The organism is Pueribacillus sp. YX66, from assembly GCF_041725775.1.
Lineage (GTDB): Bacteria > Bacillota > Bacilli > Bacillales > UBA6769 > Pueribacillus.
In genome coordinates, this window is record NZ_JBEUEL010000007.1 from 38,843 (window position 1) to 54,589 (window position 15,747).

Annotated in this window: 16 protein-coding genes; all 16 read right to left on the minus strand. The window is 38.4% G+C overall.

What is annotated here, in order from left to right:
• Positions 1-8: 8 nt before the first annotated feature.
• The 16 genes from ABU914_RS04950 to ABU914_RS05025 all read right to left on the minus strand — a co-directional run bounded on the left by ABU914_RS04950 (position 9) and on the right by ABU914_RS05025 (position 15,746).
• A complete protein-coding gene (locus ABU914_RS04950; RefSeq protein ID WP_078756219.1) occupies positions 9-494 on the minus strand; it encodes a gamma-glutamylcyclotransferase family protein in 486 nt (161 codons plus the stop codon).
• A gap of 42 nt (positions 495-536) precedes the next feature.
• Positions 537-1,436 carry an amidoligase family protein gene (locus tag ABU914_RS04955; RefSeq protein ID WP_379668632.1) on the minus strand — a complete coding sequence of 300 codons (900 nt, stop codon included), beginning with the start codon at positions 1,434-1,436 and terminating at the stop codon, positions 537-539.
• A gap of 103 nt (positions 1,437-1,539) precedes the next feature.
• On the minus strand, positions 1,540-1,767 hold the full coding sequence (locus ABU914_RS04960) for a DUF4314 domain-containing protein (RefSeq protein ID WP_257455549.1): 228 nt from the start codon (positions 1,765-1,767) through the stop codon (positions 1,540-1,542).
• Positions 1,764-2,414, minus strand: coding sequence for a virulence protein (locus ABU914_RS04965; protein ID WP_285615195.1), 651 nt, complete (start codon positions 2,412-2,414; stop codon positions 1,764-1,766). The genes ABU914_RS04960 and ABU914_RS04965 overlap by 4 nt, the downstream gene beginning before the upstream one ends.
• Before the next feature lie 91 nt (positions 2,415-2,505).
• Positions 2,506-4,005 (minus strand): DNA cytosine methyltransferase, encoded by a 1,500-nt coding sequence (locus tag ABU914_RS04970; RefSeq protein WP_379668633.1) that lies wholly within the window; start codon positions 4,003-4,005, stop codon positions 2,506-2,508.
• Entirely contained in the window at positions 3,998-5,236 is a 1,239-nt protein-coding gene (locus ABU914_RS04975) for a site-specific DNA-methyltransferase (protein WP_379668634.1), read from the minus strand. Before ABU914_RS04975 ends, ABU914_RS04970 begins: the two co-directional genes overlap by 8 nt.
• A complete protein-coding gene (metK, locus tag ABU914_RS04980; protein WP_379668635.1) occupies positions 5,217-6,392 on the minus strand; it encodes a methionine adenosyltransferase in 1,176 nt (391 codons plus the stop codon). The genes ABU914_RS04975 and metK overlap by 20 nt, the downstream gene beginning before the upstream one ends.
• 18 nt (positions 6,393-6,410) lie before the next feature.
• Positions 6,411-6,962, minus strand: a complete 552-nt coding sequence (locus tag ABU914_RS04985) for a P27 family phage terminase small subunit (protein WP_061114380.1) — start codon at positions 6,960-6,962, stop codon at positions 6,411-6,413.
• A gap of 105 nt (positions 6,963-7,067) precedes the next feature.
• Positions 7,068-7,433, minus strand: coding sequence for an HNH endonuclease (locus ABU914_RS04990; RefSeq protein WP_120021212.1), 366 nt, complete (start codon positions 7,431-7,433; stop codon positions 7,068-7,070).
• A gap of 214 nt (positions 7,434-7,647) precedes the next feature.
• Positions 7,648-8,106 (minus strand): hypothetical protein, encoded by a 459-nt coding sequence (locus ABU914_RS04995; RefSeq protein ID WP_123317334.1) that lies wholly within the window; start codon positions 8,104-8,106, stop codon positions 7,648-7,650.
• Positions 8,103-9,461 (minus strand): SNF2-related protein, encoded by a 1,359-nt coding sequence (locus ABU914_RS05000; protein WP_379668636.1) that lies wholly within the window; start codon positions 9,459-9,461, stop codon positions 8,103-8,105. Before ABU914_RS05000 ends, ABU914_RS04995 begins: the two co-directional genes overlap by 4 nt.
• Positions 9,442-9,723: a VRR-NUC domain-containing protein gene (locus tag ABU914_RS05005; RefSeq protein ID WP_379668637.1), complete on the minus strand. Its 282-nt coding sequence runs from the start codon at positions 9,721-9,723 to the stop codon at positions 9,442-9,444. Before ABU914_RS05005 ends, ABU914_RS05000 begins: the two co-directional genes overlap by 20 nt.
• A 259-nt stretch (positions 9,724-9,982) precedes the next feature.
• Positions 9,983-12,328: a virulence-associated E family protein gene (locus ABU914_RS05010; RefSeq protein ID WP_379668638.1), complete on the minus strand. Its 2,346-nt coding sequence runs from the start codon at positions 12,326-12,328 to the stop codon at positions 9,983-9,985.
• An 18-nt stretch (positions 12,329-12,346) separates the two neighbouring features.
• Positions 12,347-13,171 (minus strand): phage antirepressor, encoded by an 825-nt coding sequence (locus ABU914_RS05015; protein WP_483880142.1) that lies wholly within the window; start codon positions 13,169-13,171, stop codon positions 12,347-12,349.
• Between the two features lie 89 nt (positions 13,172-13,260).
• On the minus strand, positions 13,261-15,195 hold the full coding sequence (locus tag ABU914_RS05020) for a DNA polymerase (protein WP_379668639.1): 1,935 nt from the start codon (positions 15,193-15,195) through the stop codon (positions 13,261-13,263).
• Entirely contained in the window at positions 15,192-15,746 is a 555-nt protein-coding gene (locus ABU914_RS05025; protein ID WP_379668640.1) for a DUF2815 family protein, read from the minus strand. The genes ABU914_RS05020 and ABU914_RS05025 overlap by 4 nt, the downstream gene beginning before the upstream one ends.
• Position 15,747 lies beyond the last annotated feature (1 nt).

Sequence of the window (15,747 nt, forward strand, 5' to 3'; positions counted from 1 at the left end):
TATTCGGACTACACTAATTTCCCTCCATTAGATTCGTTTTCTAAAGTAACACCGTCTTTTTTATATGAATTCTCAACTGCTCTACGTAAATATTCGACATCAAATCCTGCGCTTTGATAACCTTCTAAAATGGTTGAGTAATAGTAACAACTCGGCTGCTCAAGTGGTCTGCCTTCATTCATAATATAGACCATCGCATTTACTGTCTTTTTATCTACTTTAACTTTCATCATTTCTTTTCTATACAGATGTGGCCATCCTTCATAACGATCAAGTGCCTTTTCGTCACTAGAGGTAATCTGCCACACAAGGACCGGAACGCTTTCTCCCTTGCATGGTTCAACCGTTGCAACTGCATGCGCGTGTGGCCCCCTAAAAACGAGTTTGTGCCCCTTTATTTCACTTGGTCCTACTACTTTTGCAGTCGGACATCTATTTGCCATTTGTTCTAGATTTAAATTTGATCCGTAAGCAATATATAATTTACCCATCATGTCAATCCTTTCACAATTTATTTTTGAATGATTCCGGGTAGCTTATCCAACCCGGAACCTCCACGCTGCTGAGCCTGACAAAGGCTTGGTTAAGTGTGCCCTACAGTTTGCGAACTCTTCTCCAATCAATCCGATTCGATTGAGGTATGTTCGCATGGCAAATTTTTCATTTTCAACTTGTGGTTTTTTCGATGAAGCGCTTTTCTGTGTTAATGCTTGATTGTTGATTGCTAGGGATAAAACTATGAAGCTTCTTATTTTCCCTGCGTGAAGGACACTGTTAAAGCCTCGTAACTCAACCGTTCGGTTTCTTCTAAAAAAGCTATGTAGATTTAAGAAATGGTATCGGCTATTATGATAGTGTCTACTTCTGCTTTCGCTGTATCCTTCATACCAAATGTCTTCAATTTCCCGCATTGTCTTTGGCTTTTTCCGATTCATCTTTTCTACTAAAATGTCATCCATCCGTTTGCAATAACGCATTCTCTCATTCTTGATTTCTAGTGCTTTGTAAAATAAGTCGTTTCTACTTGCGATGATGTTTACAAAGTTTCTTATGCTTCTTGGTGTATGTGGACTACCATCTAAGTGAATGTGAATGCCACAAGATGAATTTGTAAAGGCTCCCGCTTTCCGTATCATTCGAACAAGCTCCTGTAAAGTATCAATGTCTTTTCGGTAGGTTAGAATTGGGCTTACAATTTCAACACTATAATCTCTGTTTGCATTAACCCTTCTACCGCTTCGACTAACTTGCGTCCGAATACTTCCGTCATAAACAAATTCCCATATCCGTCCGTCTGGAGCCTTCACTTTCTTTACATCGTAATATGTTCCACCTTCGATGTATTCGCCTTCAAGAAACTTTGCGGCTACCTTCGCTGCCTTTTCTCTTGTGATTCCTGTAAATTCAATTTCAATTCCAAATTTTGCGTTTAACATTTTATCATCCCCTTTTAGAGTGTATGTGTGTTTTTGTTACATACATATATCACTCTAAAAGCCTTATATAGCAAGTGTTATCTACACTTTTTTGAATGTATTTTTATTGTTCGATGATTAGACACTTATCGACGCCAAATACAATCCCGAGTGAACTTCCTTTATCCCATTTAATGTGTATCGTTCCTATATCATCAACATAGGAAACTATTCCTTCATCACCTGGAATTAAATTTGAATATGGATCATCCATTTCAATCAAACGTACCCTTGTTCCAGGCTGATATTGTTTTTTTAACTTGGTCAGCGATTCTTTCGTTATGTTGTTCATGAAGCTTCCTCCATCTTTTTTGTTCTTTTAAATGAAGAATCACCTGACAACTTTGACATCAGAAGCTTTCTGTCGGCTTTATATTCACCGCCTATAAAATTCAGCTTTAACAGGAAACATCGAAATGCATATTTTTCGTTTTCGACTTGTTTTTCAACTGCCGTCACTCGTTTTTGCTTCAGAGCTGTTTCGCATAATGCGACAATGAATTTTGTATATGTTTCTAGTTCCTCTGGTGTCAACTCTCTTTCAAACCAAGGAAAACTTATACGGTCATCTTCCAGTACAATTTTAGTTGTTTCAATAGCTAGTGCCCGTTTAATTAGTGTACTTTTACTTTGGATTAACTTTTCTAAGTTCTCTATTGTTTGTTCATCGAAAGAATCCAACGGGTATTCAATGGAAAGTGTATAAGTTTCCGTTTGCTCATCCCGCTCTGCTTCAAAGTTATATTTACTTTTTAATGCATGGATTAACTCGTCTTTAGTTGGGCCTTCCAATGTTCCAACCCTATCAACTACATACTCTCCAATCTCGTAAGCAAAGCTTGGTGTTCCTTTATACTCAAAAGGAATATTCAAATGTTCACTAATTGCTTCCACTAACTTTTTCCGTTCTTTTCCCTTCACATTAAATTTTACAATCATTTTTTTATTCCACCTTTCAATTTTGGTACATACATATATCACTCTAAAAGGTGTTTATATCAAGTGTTTTGAACAGATTCCATCTGACTTCCTAATCTTTATTTAATTGTATGGCAATTCCAGTTAAAACATATATAACACAAGGAAGTGCGACTCCATTTCCCCACATTTTATATTCAGCAGTATCAGAATGTGGCTGGCTTAACCATTTGACGATTTGCTTTCGAGTTTTAGGTCGCTTATTTTTACTAATCAATTGTCGGTGCGTTTCCCACACTTTCTCCCAAAAGTTAATCTCTTCATCCGATGGGTTGTCTTCACTTAAGTTATCGCACCATCCATCTGGGAAACCTTGCAATCTCCCGCACTCAGTGGGAGTCAATCTTCTCACAATTAAATCTTCTACGTTTACTAATGGCGGATCCTTATAATCGGTAGCAACAAGCGTACTAGCGAGTTCTTTTTCTGCGCTTGTAAAATGTGAGTTTTTACTAGATGAATAGGTTGATTGTTTTCCTTTTCTTAATTCATCTTTACTACTCACAATTGCAATTCCGCCTTGATTACTGTTCGGTGAGTTGCCTGATGTATCTATTGTTCTTGACACATCACTTTCATAAATATTTGCTCGAACGTTAACCGTTCCTTCAGATGTCAAACGAATATCAAAGGTTCTCGGTTTCTCTAAAACAAATGGCTGATTGTTTCCACCAGTTCCATATAACGACACAACGGTCTGGGCAACATCAACCGGTCCTTTAATTCTTGCATCCCTTCCATGGTTATCGAATACAAGTGGTGGATGATTTGATTTTGCTCGTAAAGTTGCTGTTACCCCTTTGGTTACATCCATTCGGCTACCACCTTGGTCATTTAAGCAGATATTGCTTGTTTCTCTAGCACTTTTTGAAGTATCTCCGGTAGTTTCTTGCCCCGTTTTTTTGCTCTGCGTAAAATGCCCTCGCAAGCTCTCTGACTCAAATAGTATTTCGGATGCACTTCTTCCATTAAAATCTGCGACAAGAAAGATTCGTTTTCTTCGCTGGGGTACTCCCCAATATTGCGCATCAAGGACTCTCCAGGCAATTGAGTAGTTATCTCCCAACACTTCACCTGCATTTTCCCATTTATCTGGTTTAGGGATATCAACTTTCTCGACCTTGACCTTACAGAATTCCTCGATGACACTTTTGAAGTCTTCTCCTTTATTTGAGGAGAAGGCTCCACAGACATTTTCCCACACTGCGTATTTTGGATATTCACCATTTGTTTTACACCTCATTTCCTTTATAATTCGCATCGCTTCATAAAATAAAGAGGACTGACTTCCGTCTAGTCCTGCTCGTTTTCCTGCAATTGATAAATCCGTACATGGTGAACCAAACGTTATAACATCGACTGGTTCAATTTCAGCTCCATTAATTGAACTAATGTCCCCTAAATGTTTCATTTGAGGAATTCGTTTTGATGTAACACGAATTGGAAATGGTTCAACTTCAGATGCCCACTTTGGTTCAATTCCGCAAATGATACCCGCAAGAGGAAACCCACCTGAACCATCAAAAAGCGAACCTAAGGTAAGTTTACGCACTTTCACTCACCTCAAGTTCGCTATAAGCAATCCTTTTATTATTTCGAATGACATACACATCTTCATCTGTACCAACTTGTTCAATGTATCTTTTCGCAATCACATCACAGAACTTTTCGTCTAATTCAATCATGTAACATATTCGGTCGGTTTGTTCCGATGCAATTAAAGTCGAACCAGAACCACCAAACGGGTCAAGTACAATACTGTTTGTTAAACTTGAATTCATAATTGGATAAGCGATTAAGGCAATTGGCTTCATCGTTGGATGGTCGGCATTCCGTTTTGGTTTATCAAACTCCCAAATAGTCGATTGCTTTCTATCTGAATACCAGCGGTGTCTACCCTTCTTTTTCCAGCCAAATAATATCGGTTCGTGTTTCCACTGATAAGGTGAACGGCCAAGTACAAGTGATTGTTTCTTCCATATACAAGTTCCAGATAAATAAAAACCAGCTTCTTCAAATGCTCTGCGGAAATTAAGACCTTCTGTATCCGCATGAAACACATAAATGCTGCCATCTTTCGCAAGCGCATCTTCTGTGTTCGTAAAAGCATCCAATAAAAACTGGTAAAATGTATCATTATTCATATTGTCGTTTTTAATTTTCCCCGCACTGCCTTCATAATCAACATTATAAGGTGGATCAGTGACCACTAAGTTTGCTTTCTTGTCCTCCATTAACTTATCAAACGTTTCTTTTTTCGTACTATCTCCACATACAAGTCGATGTCTACCTAAAAGCCATATATCACCTTGCATTGTTATTGGTGGGTTTTGAAGTTCTTCATCGACATCAAAGTCATCATCTTCTACTCCATCTCGAAGTGTATCTTTAAACAAATCATCAATTTCAGCAGCGTCAAAACCTGTCAGTGAAACATCAAAGTCTGCTGCATCTAAATCTGTCATAAGTACAGCTAATTTTTCTTTATCCCAATCACCGCTAATTTTATTTAAAGCAACGTTTAATGCTTTCTCTTTTTCTTCGTCTAATTCGACCACGACACATTCGACTTCAGTTCTTCCCATACTTGCTAGAACTTTCAATCGTTGATGTCCACCAACTACTCTTCCAGTTGTCTTGTTCCAAATGACTGGATCAACATATCCAAATTCCTCAAGTGACCGTTTAATTTTTTCATATTCGCTATCGCCTGGCTGTAAATCTTTTCGTGGGTTATAATCGGCGGGAATAAGTTGTTCCACTTTAATCTTCTCTATAATCATGTTTACTCACCGCCTGATTAAATTCTTTATACCTTTTCACGTCTTCCCATGGATATAACCAACTATCAAAATGTCCGTAAACTGCTGTATCGGCATACTGAACATCTCGCAACTGTAAGTATTCAATAATCGCTGCTGGTTTTAAGTTAAATACTGCTAGAGCTGCTTGTTCAAGTATTGAATCTGAAACACTTCCCGTGCCAAATGTATTTATTGAAAATGCGACAGGATTGGCCTTTCCGATAGCATATGAAATACTTACTTCACATTTCTCTGCGTAATCACACCACACGATATGCTTTGCAATATGCCTTGCCATATAAGCTCCACTTCTATCAACTTTGGTAGGATCCTTTCCTGAAAATGCCCCACCACCATGCGCTGTAAAACCTCCGTAAGTGTCAACCATTAGCTTTCTCCCAGTTAATCCTGTATCAGCTGTTGGTCCTCCAACAACAAATCGCCCTGATGGATTGATTAAAATATCTGTATTTTCATCAAACGGGAAGTCTTCAAAAACCTGCCATAAGACATTTTCAATAATATCTCTTTCAATTTCTGTTTGTCTTTTATAAGGCTCGTGCTGTACAGATACTACGATTGTTTTCACTCTAACTGGTTGATTATTTTTATATTCAATTGTGACCTGGGCTTTCCCATCTGGAAAATAACCTTTAATAATTTTTCCTTTGCGGACTTCATCTAATCGTTTTACAATTTTATGTGAAAGCACTAATGGTAATGGCAGCATTTCCTTTGTTTCATTTGTCGCATAACCATACATTGTTCCTTGGTCACCTGCGCCAATTGTTCCGTAAGGCTCTTTGATTCTCTGACGAGCTTCAAGTGCTGTATCTACCGCTTGTGCAATATCTGTACTTTGTTTCTGTACATATACAGATATTTTAAAATCTGTAGGTTTGTAACCCACATCAACTAATACACTTTTTACAACATCTTTAAGATTAAGTTTTTCGCTACAGGAGATTTCGCCCGCCACGATGATTCTTCCTTTTGTCGCAAGCACCTCACATGCCACACGTGAAGCTTTGTCTTTTGTTAAACAAGCATCCAAAATACTATCTGATATTAAATCACAAAGTTTATCCGGATGACCCGCACATACACTTTCAGCTGTTAAATATTTAATCGTCATCACATTACCTCGTTTCAGTTATTTGCCTTTACGCATCGTTAATAAGCGCTCCATCATATCATCTTGTGGATTCGCACCAATGAATTCTGTTGCACTGTTTTCTCTTATAATTTGATAAATTTCTAACCAGAGTCGATTGGTTTGTGTCATGAAGTTTTGACTCATAGCAACATACGGGCTTTGCATAGCATTTCCCGTTGTTGGATGTTTTGCTAAAAAGCCAAACTCTGTCACAGCTGCCTCGCACTGCATCCATCTTGCTGCACTCATAGCATACCTTTCTAAAAGTTGCGGCATGATTAAATGAGCACAGTCCCTTTCATTTAACCAATTCCACGTTTCTTCATAAATTTCTGCCGCTTCAAGAGTTGAACCGTCCTTTTCAGTGGCAGATAGCATCTCCCTTGGCGGTGGCATTTCTTGTCCTTGAAGGTCTGGCGCATGTGTAAATTCAAGCACTTCTAATTTTCGTCTACCTGGATTTCCATCTTCTAACTTCTCATATAATGGCTTTCTTTTTCGTCCAGAGCCAACCCGAGCACCGCCCCTATTCGTTCCATCCTTGGCCATTTCAACACCTCATTTCTGCTCGCCCCCTATATACCCTCTTTGAAATCGCGACTTTTTGCGTGACGTTCCCCGCCCGTTGTCCACATTATAAGTTGTAGAGATTGATTACCCCCTACCCCTTCGCCAACGATCACCATCTCGTGCGGTAATCGATGAGTGACAAGGTGTGCAAACAGACATCAGATTGCTTTCGTCATGCGTTCCACCACGTGACAGCGGTAGGATGTGATGTACTTCTTGCACTGGAGTTAGCTTCCCGTTTCGCTTACATTCCTCGCAGAGCGGGTTCTTTGCAACGTAACGGTCACGTATCCTTTTCCAGGCACGTCCGTAACGCTTTGCAGTGTTTGGATCTCGTTGATACCTTTCATATCTCCTCGCCTCTGCCTTTCGGTGTTCATCACAAAAGCGTTCATGCGTTAACTCAGGACATCCTGGCTGTGAACAAGGTCGCTTTGGTTTCCTTGGCATAACTTTCACCTCCAAACAAAAAAGCCCCCGCAGGATTTCTCCCACGAAGGCTTGCGATATTTCGTCTATATTAATACCATAACATGCTCAAAGTCAAAAAGCGTCCGCAATATTACTCACTTGAATATTCAAAGGTCCATTTTGTTTCTCTTTGATACTTTTACCATACTACCACTATAACCTGCGTAATGTCTAAATGCATCCGCGATTTTACTCACTTGCCATAAAGCAGTAGTGTCAACCTATCCAACGCTCTATTCTTTTTGTTGTAGGCGGATGACCTTTCAATCTTAAAGTAATCGCAAATAGTATGCACAGCTTCGGTTCGTCTTTGATCTTCCACCATATAAAATTCATACAGAACAAACTGTTCATCTTCGGTTAACTCATCCCAAGCAGGCTGGAACCAATTCATATATTCGATGGCTTGTCTTAACCTTTCTTTCAGAACATCAATTTTATCTATGCTATAAGCAATACGGTTTTCATTTGCTTTTGGATTGTGTACAGACGGCATGCCATCATTCACTGGTGCACTTGGGGACATCATTCCATCATGAAGGATTGCAATATCATCATCGGTATTATCGATAATATGTTTCATACTATTATAATCTTTTATCACATCAATCGTTGCTGCTCGTTTATCCAAGTAGTGCCATACAATATTCATACAGGAATTCCCCCTTTTAACGTTGCTTTCACCGCATCAATCAGTGCTGACTGAGTATTATTCTTTTTATTCAAAGCATCCATCACTCGTTCGTCCATTGTTTCTTTAGCGATTAAATGATGGATGATCACTGTGTCTGTTTGTCCTTGCCTGTACAGCCTTGCATTTGTTTGTTGGTATAACTCCAAGCTCCAAGTTAGTCCAAACCAGACGAGTGTTGAACCACCCGCTTGTAAATTTAAACCATGTCCTGCGGATGCGGGATGAATGGCTGCAATTTGAATCTTTCCCTCGTTCCATTTTTTAATGGAATCACTACTTGTTAAAACTTCTACCTTAAATCGGTTTTGTATTCGGAGCAGGTCGTGTTTAAACCAATAAGCAATTAATACTGGTTTACCATTGGCCGCTTCAATGATATCTTCTAGCTTTTCGAGTTTTCGGTCATGTATTTGAGTAACAGAACCGTTATCATCGTAAACTGCACCATTTGCCATTTGAAGAAGTTTATTTGATAAGGCCGCCGCGTTTGAAGCGGTTATGTCCTCACCTTTTATCGTTGTAATCAAATCACGTTTCATGACATCAAGCGTTTCTTTTTCTTTCTGATTTAACGAAACAGGCATTTCATTCATGACTAAATCGGGTAGTTTTAAATAGTCCGTCCCTTTCATGCTGATAGTGATATCGCTTATTTTTTCATATATCGCTTCTTCTGCCCCTGGTTTTGGTTTATATGAAAAAATCATATGTTGATTTCTTTTGTCAGGATCAAAGTAGGATTCTCTAAAACGTCCAATGAATTTTCCAAGCCTTTCACCCATATCAAGTAATCGGTACTCCGCCCATAAGTCCATTAAGCCATTCGATGAAGGTGTTCCTGTTAAACCAACTATTCTTTTAATGTTAGGTCTCACTTTCATCAAACTTTTAAAGCGTTTTGATTGATGAGATTTAAACGATGATAATTCATCAATAACGACCATATCAAAATTAAAATCGATACCGCTTCTAGCAATCAACCATTCTACATTTTCTCGGTTAATGATATAAATGTGCGCGTCTAAATATAATGCTTCTAAGCGCTCTTTTTCTGTCCCAACAGCAACTGCATAAGTTAATCCTTTCAAGTGACTCCATTTTTCAATTTCTTCTGGCCACGTATTTCTAGCAACCCTGAGTGGTGCGATTACTAAAACCCTATCAACTTCAAATCGTTCTAACATTAATTCATAAATAGCAGTCAATGTAATAACACTTTTACCTAGACCCATTTCAAGGAATATTGCTGATATAGGATTTTCTATAATAAAGTTTGTTGCAAACTCCTGATATTTATGTGGCTTGAATTTCATCCAACATCCCTCCAATACTTTCAGGATCATCTAGACAAAAGACGATAAAACCTAGTGATTCTAACTGCTGTTTTCTTTTCTGCTGAAGCGGTCTGAGTTTCTTGCCTGGGGCTTTCACTTCAATAAAGCCAATTTTCCCGTTTGGTAGTAACACTAACCGATCGGGCAATCCATCAAAACCTAGTGATGTAAGTTTAATAGATAAACCCTTCATATTTTTGACCGCTTCGCTTAATTTTAACTCGATAGATTTTTCTCGCATTTCAAACTCTCCTGTTCCAAACGTTTTTAAACTTTCTTACGCGCGTATATGCGTATTTGCGTGATTTCATCCTATATTCTTATATTTTCCTAATATCATATTTTTCTTGGAACATTGGAACAAGTTTTTCACAAACCCTTATACAACATAGGTTGATTGCTGTTCCTAACTATGTGACGAACTTCTTTTATTTTGTTCCAGGAACATAATATTCTGTTCCAATGTGATGTTTTTGTTCCAAACTCGATTTTTTGGAACGTCACTTTTTTAATTCATACACCCACTGCGTTCCGTAAATGGGAAGTCTCTTTTTCTTTGATAAACCTGTCCAGCCACCAATGCTGGCCATAATGGTAGATATTTCGTTACCATCTATCCGTCTTAAATTGGAACGTTCCTTTTGGAAACATTCACACCAAATCTCCATATTAGAAACATGCTCCCGTTTCCAAACACCTTGTTTTGGACTATCACCAAATTCAGTTCCATTGAGAAATGCTCTACGTTCAAATAAGTCCATATCGTCCCAATCATCAGGAAGTAGCGTTTCAAGGTATTCACGAACCAAACCTTCTCGCTCGTCCGATTCCATCGCCATTCGTTGTTCTTCTTTCGCTAATTGATCAATATCATGCTCGAGATATAGCTTTTCACCTTGCTTTACGTATTCGAGTGTTTCTGCCCATATTTGCAACACTTCTTCTTCAGTAACTTCCCACGATTTCTTCTTTCCATCGCCTGGGGTTTTCACAGGCCAAAATCGTCTGTTACCCGTCGTATCCCTTAAGTAACCCTTCTCAGCATTAGTCGTTCCAAAGAATACACACTGTCTTAAATGTGGTGTAACTCTTTTCGCAAAACTTGCTCGATAAATGTCGTTTTGTCGTGAAAGGAAACTCCTCAGTGTTTCTACTTCTGCTTTTTTAAGTCCAGCGAGTTCCCCAATTTCAATGATCCAGTAACCTTGTAATTTCTCAGCAGCTGTCTTATCTTTTGTATCTGATAAACTTAAACTATCTGAAAACCACTCACCACCAAGCCTTGCAATAAGCGTACTTTTCCCGACTCCTTGAGGTCCGTTTAAAACGAGCATTGAATCAAATTTAATGCCAGGTGTGAGAACTCTAGATATTGCCGCACATAATGTTTTCCTTGTTACAGCACGAACGTATGGATTATCATCCGCTCCTAAATAATCAATTAATAACGTATCGACTCGTGCCACTTTATCCCACTCAGGCAAATTATCAAGATAATCACGAATCGGATGATACGACCTATCATCAGCTACTTTCGCAATTGCGATATCATAATTTCTAGCTGAAAACGTTCCATAGTGCGCATCGATATAACTAACTAACTGAGCATCATCCGCATCCCGCCAATATTTAGATGGATGCGACCAAGGAACAGGACTAACAATCTCCAAGTTGTCCGATAGCTCATTAAAAACAATCCCTTGAAGGTTTTCATCATGCTCCAGTATTAAAGTAAGGTTTCTAAGTGTATTTTTAACTGCACCTGTTTTATCAAGCTCAAGTTGTCCTTCCCAGTCATCTTCTGTAAACTCAATTTCCGCTTGTTCTTTACGTTCTTCTGCGAACTGCACTTTCACTAGTTCATCCTTTAAAGCAAACTCAGTCATAGCCTTAAAGGATGGGAGTTTTGTTACTGCGGTTGAATAAGATGATTTATCATCTAAATCTTGAAACAAATGCAATCGAACTAGGTCAAACGCATTGAGTAAGTTCCCTGAAGCAGGATCTGTTGCATGATGGCTATAAGCAAACTTTCCGTTATATACAACGACCCCAGCAGACGAATCAGCTGGTATATAATCAAATCTTCCTTCCATCAAACTTGGTTCATACACATGTGATAAAAAACTATCAATGGCTTCCTCGATAGAATAAGCCCTACAAAAGGCACCAATAATACCATCCTTCTCTAGTGGATCAGCCTGTTTTTTGATATTTCGTTGAACAACTTCTGACTGTCTTGATGACACAGGCCATGTTGTCGTATCTCGCCAATCGTCATATTTCGACAAATACAAATCAGGATCTAATAACTCACCATCTTTTTGTTCAAAAAAGAACTCACCGTTTGAAGGTGTCGATGGCCAGTACATTAATCTTGAGGGTTCATATGTTGTATCATCAAAATAATCAATACCGATTTCTTTTGCGACCATTCTTGCGACCGCTGGATATTCATCTTCCGAAACATCACGTTTAAACGGAATAATTAAACGTAGCCTTGGTTTTTCAGGAGTGTGTTTATGTGTTGAATATACGCAGCATTTAAAATCATAAAGAAGTTCAATTTGATCCCAAATACCAGGTACTGCGTAGTCCATATCAAGGGTAAGAAGTGAACGAGACAAAACATGTCCGTTCCTTCTTTTCCCCTGTTTCAAAGCACCGCCAACAAAGCCACCAACATCCTTTGTTGCATCTTGTTTTGCACGATTCATTTTTCTATATTCGTCTACCGTTTCAGTTGTACGGATTGTCTGATTTACAAGATTAATAAACTCGTCCCACGTTACATCTTTGTTCTTCCACTTTCTGTCCATTCGACTATTTCCGACAGCTATTTTCATATTGATTACCTCCAATGCTTAACTGTCCATTTCAATTTTTGGTAAGATGCCTTTTGATTTAAGTAAGTCATAAATAAACAATCGGCCTTTTTGCGTCCAATACGTATGAACTTTTGAACGATTATAACCATTGCTATCTTTATATGTGTGAGTTTTTGTTGTTGTATATCCAAACTCAGCATGGTTTTGATATAGCAACCAAATCTTCCCTTGTTTATATTGAACCCCTTGTTCGTGTAAGTATTTATTTAACCACCGAGCAGATTTTCCATAATCTTTTGCAATAACCGAAATCGCAACTGCATCCTTACAACTTAAAACAACATCGTAATAACTCGCTTTTGGTTTCATCTCAACGATTTGCTGTTCCTGAACTTTTACTGTTTCCGATAATTGATTGTTTTTTAACCGCTCTGCTTTTAATTCTTCTAACGCTTTAATCAAAATATCTGGATTAGCTAATACTTCATCCACTGCGTATAATCCATGCTTTCGAATAGATGGAAGAACGTCATGTGTAACCCATCTTCTGAATTCTTTTAATTTCTTCTTGCGTTGCAAAATATAATCTTCTGAAACCCCACGTGCCTTTGAAGGTTGCATAACAAAAAGTAATGAGTACAGACCAGATTCATTAACAATTGCAACCTGTTGTGAACCACCAGGGGTAGTCATTTGCGTATACCCCTTTTCATCTTCATCTAGGGACTGCATTGCACGATATCTATTCGTTTCGCCAAACACATCACAGATGTCTTTTGCAACCCACCATGGATTGCCTTCCTTGAATACCGTTCTAACTGAACTACCTTCGAAATCAAATACTTTTAAATTGTTCATCATATAAATGAACCTCCTACAAATAGTTGTAGAGTAAATAAATTTACCCTCACCTATATGCGAAGAAAAAGGGGTATTCGAACCCCTCTAAATTAATCTTTTTTATAGAAGTTTGTATCAAATCCATCCGCACGTAATTCCAACGTATCTGCCCAAGGTGGAGATACGCTCATTAAATCACTGATATATTCGACCGTTACATCGTTTGGTGCTTCAATGACAATTTCATCATGTACATGCATGACAATACGAAAACCTTCATCATGAACACGTTGCAAAGCAAAACACAATAAATCTCTTGAGACAGCCTGGACAATGTTCTCGACAAACTTGGGACCATAGCTGAAAATCCGCTCCCACTTCTTTGTCGCACCAATACCTTCATAAGAAACAGATTCATTTCCAAAACTATTTATCCCTATTCTTGGCTTTACATAAGAGAGCCATCTACCTGAAGGTAAACCAATCAGCAACATTCCGCTTTGATATTCAAACTTAATTCCATGGGTCATATGTGCTTTTCGTTGTCTCACAGTTTCTTTTGCTGCACGATCAACATCCCACCAAAATTTCACTATTTTTGAATTTGACTGCCGCCACACATCGACAAGTGGTTTTAATTCATGTTCTTCAAGTCCCATACTAAGAGCACCCATTGATTTCAACGCACCAACAGAACCTCCATAACCAAGCGCAAGTTCTGCAATTTTTCCTTTTTGTCTTAATGGACTGTCTTTTGAAATTTCATCCAAGGGAACTTTAAACATCTGCGCAGCCGATGCTTCATAGATTTTCCCGTGTGATGCAAACACTTCATTCCGCCATTTTTCACCTGCAATCCAGGCAATCACACGTGCTTCAATTGCACTAAAGTCAACGATTATGAAGCGATTGTTCCGAATAGGAACAAATGCGGTCCTTATAAGCTGAGAAAGTACACTCGGAACTGATTCATATAAAATTTGTAAGGCTTCAAAATTACCTTGTTTCAATAAAGCACGTGCTTCGTCTAAATCGGATATATGGTTTTGTGGTAGGTTCTGGACTTGAATTAACCTTCCTGCAAATCTTCCCGTACGATTTGCACCGTAAAACTGAATTAATCCTCTAGCTCGTCCATCACGACAAACGACATTTTCCATAGCCGCATATTTTTTCACGCTGGATTTTGCGAGTTGTTTTCTCAATTGAAGCACTTCCTTAATTTCACCTTCATTAGTTTTAATTAAATGTGTCACTGCAGCCTTATTTAAACTATCTGTTTCTACACCTTTTGTTTGTAACCATTCCCGCATTTGCTTTACGGAATTTGGGTTTTCTAGCTTAGTTATTTCCTTCATACGACTGACTAACTGATTGCGAATTAAATCATCACATTTAATAGCCTGAGCAACTAACTCCAAATCCAGCTTTATTCCTCTATCATTTATTAACTGATCAAGAAGGTAGTTATCCCACTCTACTTCGGGCATCGGAAATTTTGATAGTTTATCTTGTATCGCAATTTCGGTTTCTACATCACGTTTGTTATATGCTTTAAAACTGTTCCATTTGTTCGGATCGTGTTCTTTTAGATTTCTTGTTCGGCCGCCATTTGTTTTTGTTGGCTTACAAGGGATAGAGAAAAAACGAATTAAATCTTTCCCTTCCGACAGCTTTTGTTTATCCGCCCCCGTAACCATTGCAGCTCCTTCTAAAGATAACGGTAAACCTAAATAAGCAGACCACACCATTGTGCATCGCCAATCAACAGGTGATAAATGTTGCTTGAAATGTCTACTTAAACAAATCCGTTCGAACTGAGCATTGAATGCCCATTTTGTAACACCTTCATTAAATATCGCTTGTTCAATTTCAGACGGGATAGACTCACCGTTTGCCAAATCAATAACATAAACAGGTCCACTATCCACACTGTAAGCAAATAGCATTACTTCAAAATCATCTGCCTCCACATAGCGATAGACCCCGCTTTTAGCGAGGTCCACACTACTATATGTTTCAATATCAATATTTAATGTTTTCATGATAAGAAGTCATCATCCACATCAGTAGCAAAATCTACCGATGCATCCGTACGACCACCTAATGGCTCTCCATCACGAATCTTTTGAATGTTACCAAGGCCGCAAGCAATCCCTCGGTTACCATTTGAATTAAACGCATAAAAGTTAATACTTACACGAGCATACACTCCTGAATAAACCTCTGAGCGCTCTAAAATTGGATTAATATCAGCATCTACAATCTGTGGTGGTGTAATGCTGTTTGCATTAACAAAGAAACTATCCGCATACGCTTCATCATATGAACGGTCAATATCTCCATCACGAAGCGGTAATTTTAACGACTGCTTGTTTGGGATCTTTCCACCAAACTTTCCACGACCTTCTTCAATTGCAGCATCTACTGCTTTTTCAATTGCTTCTAAAGTTTTCCTATCACTTTTTGGAATAATAACACTCACACTATATTTTTCTTTTCCACCATTGATTGACTTTGGCTCCCACACATTTGCATAAGATAAACGAACGACACCTGTAATAACTTTTGTTGGATTTTTTACTGTTTTCGACATA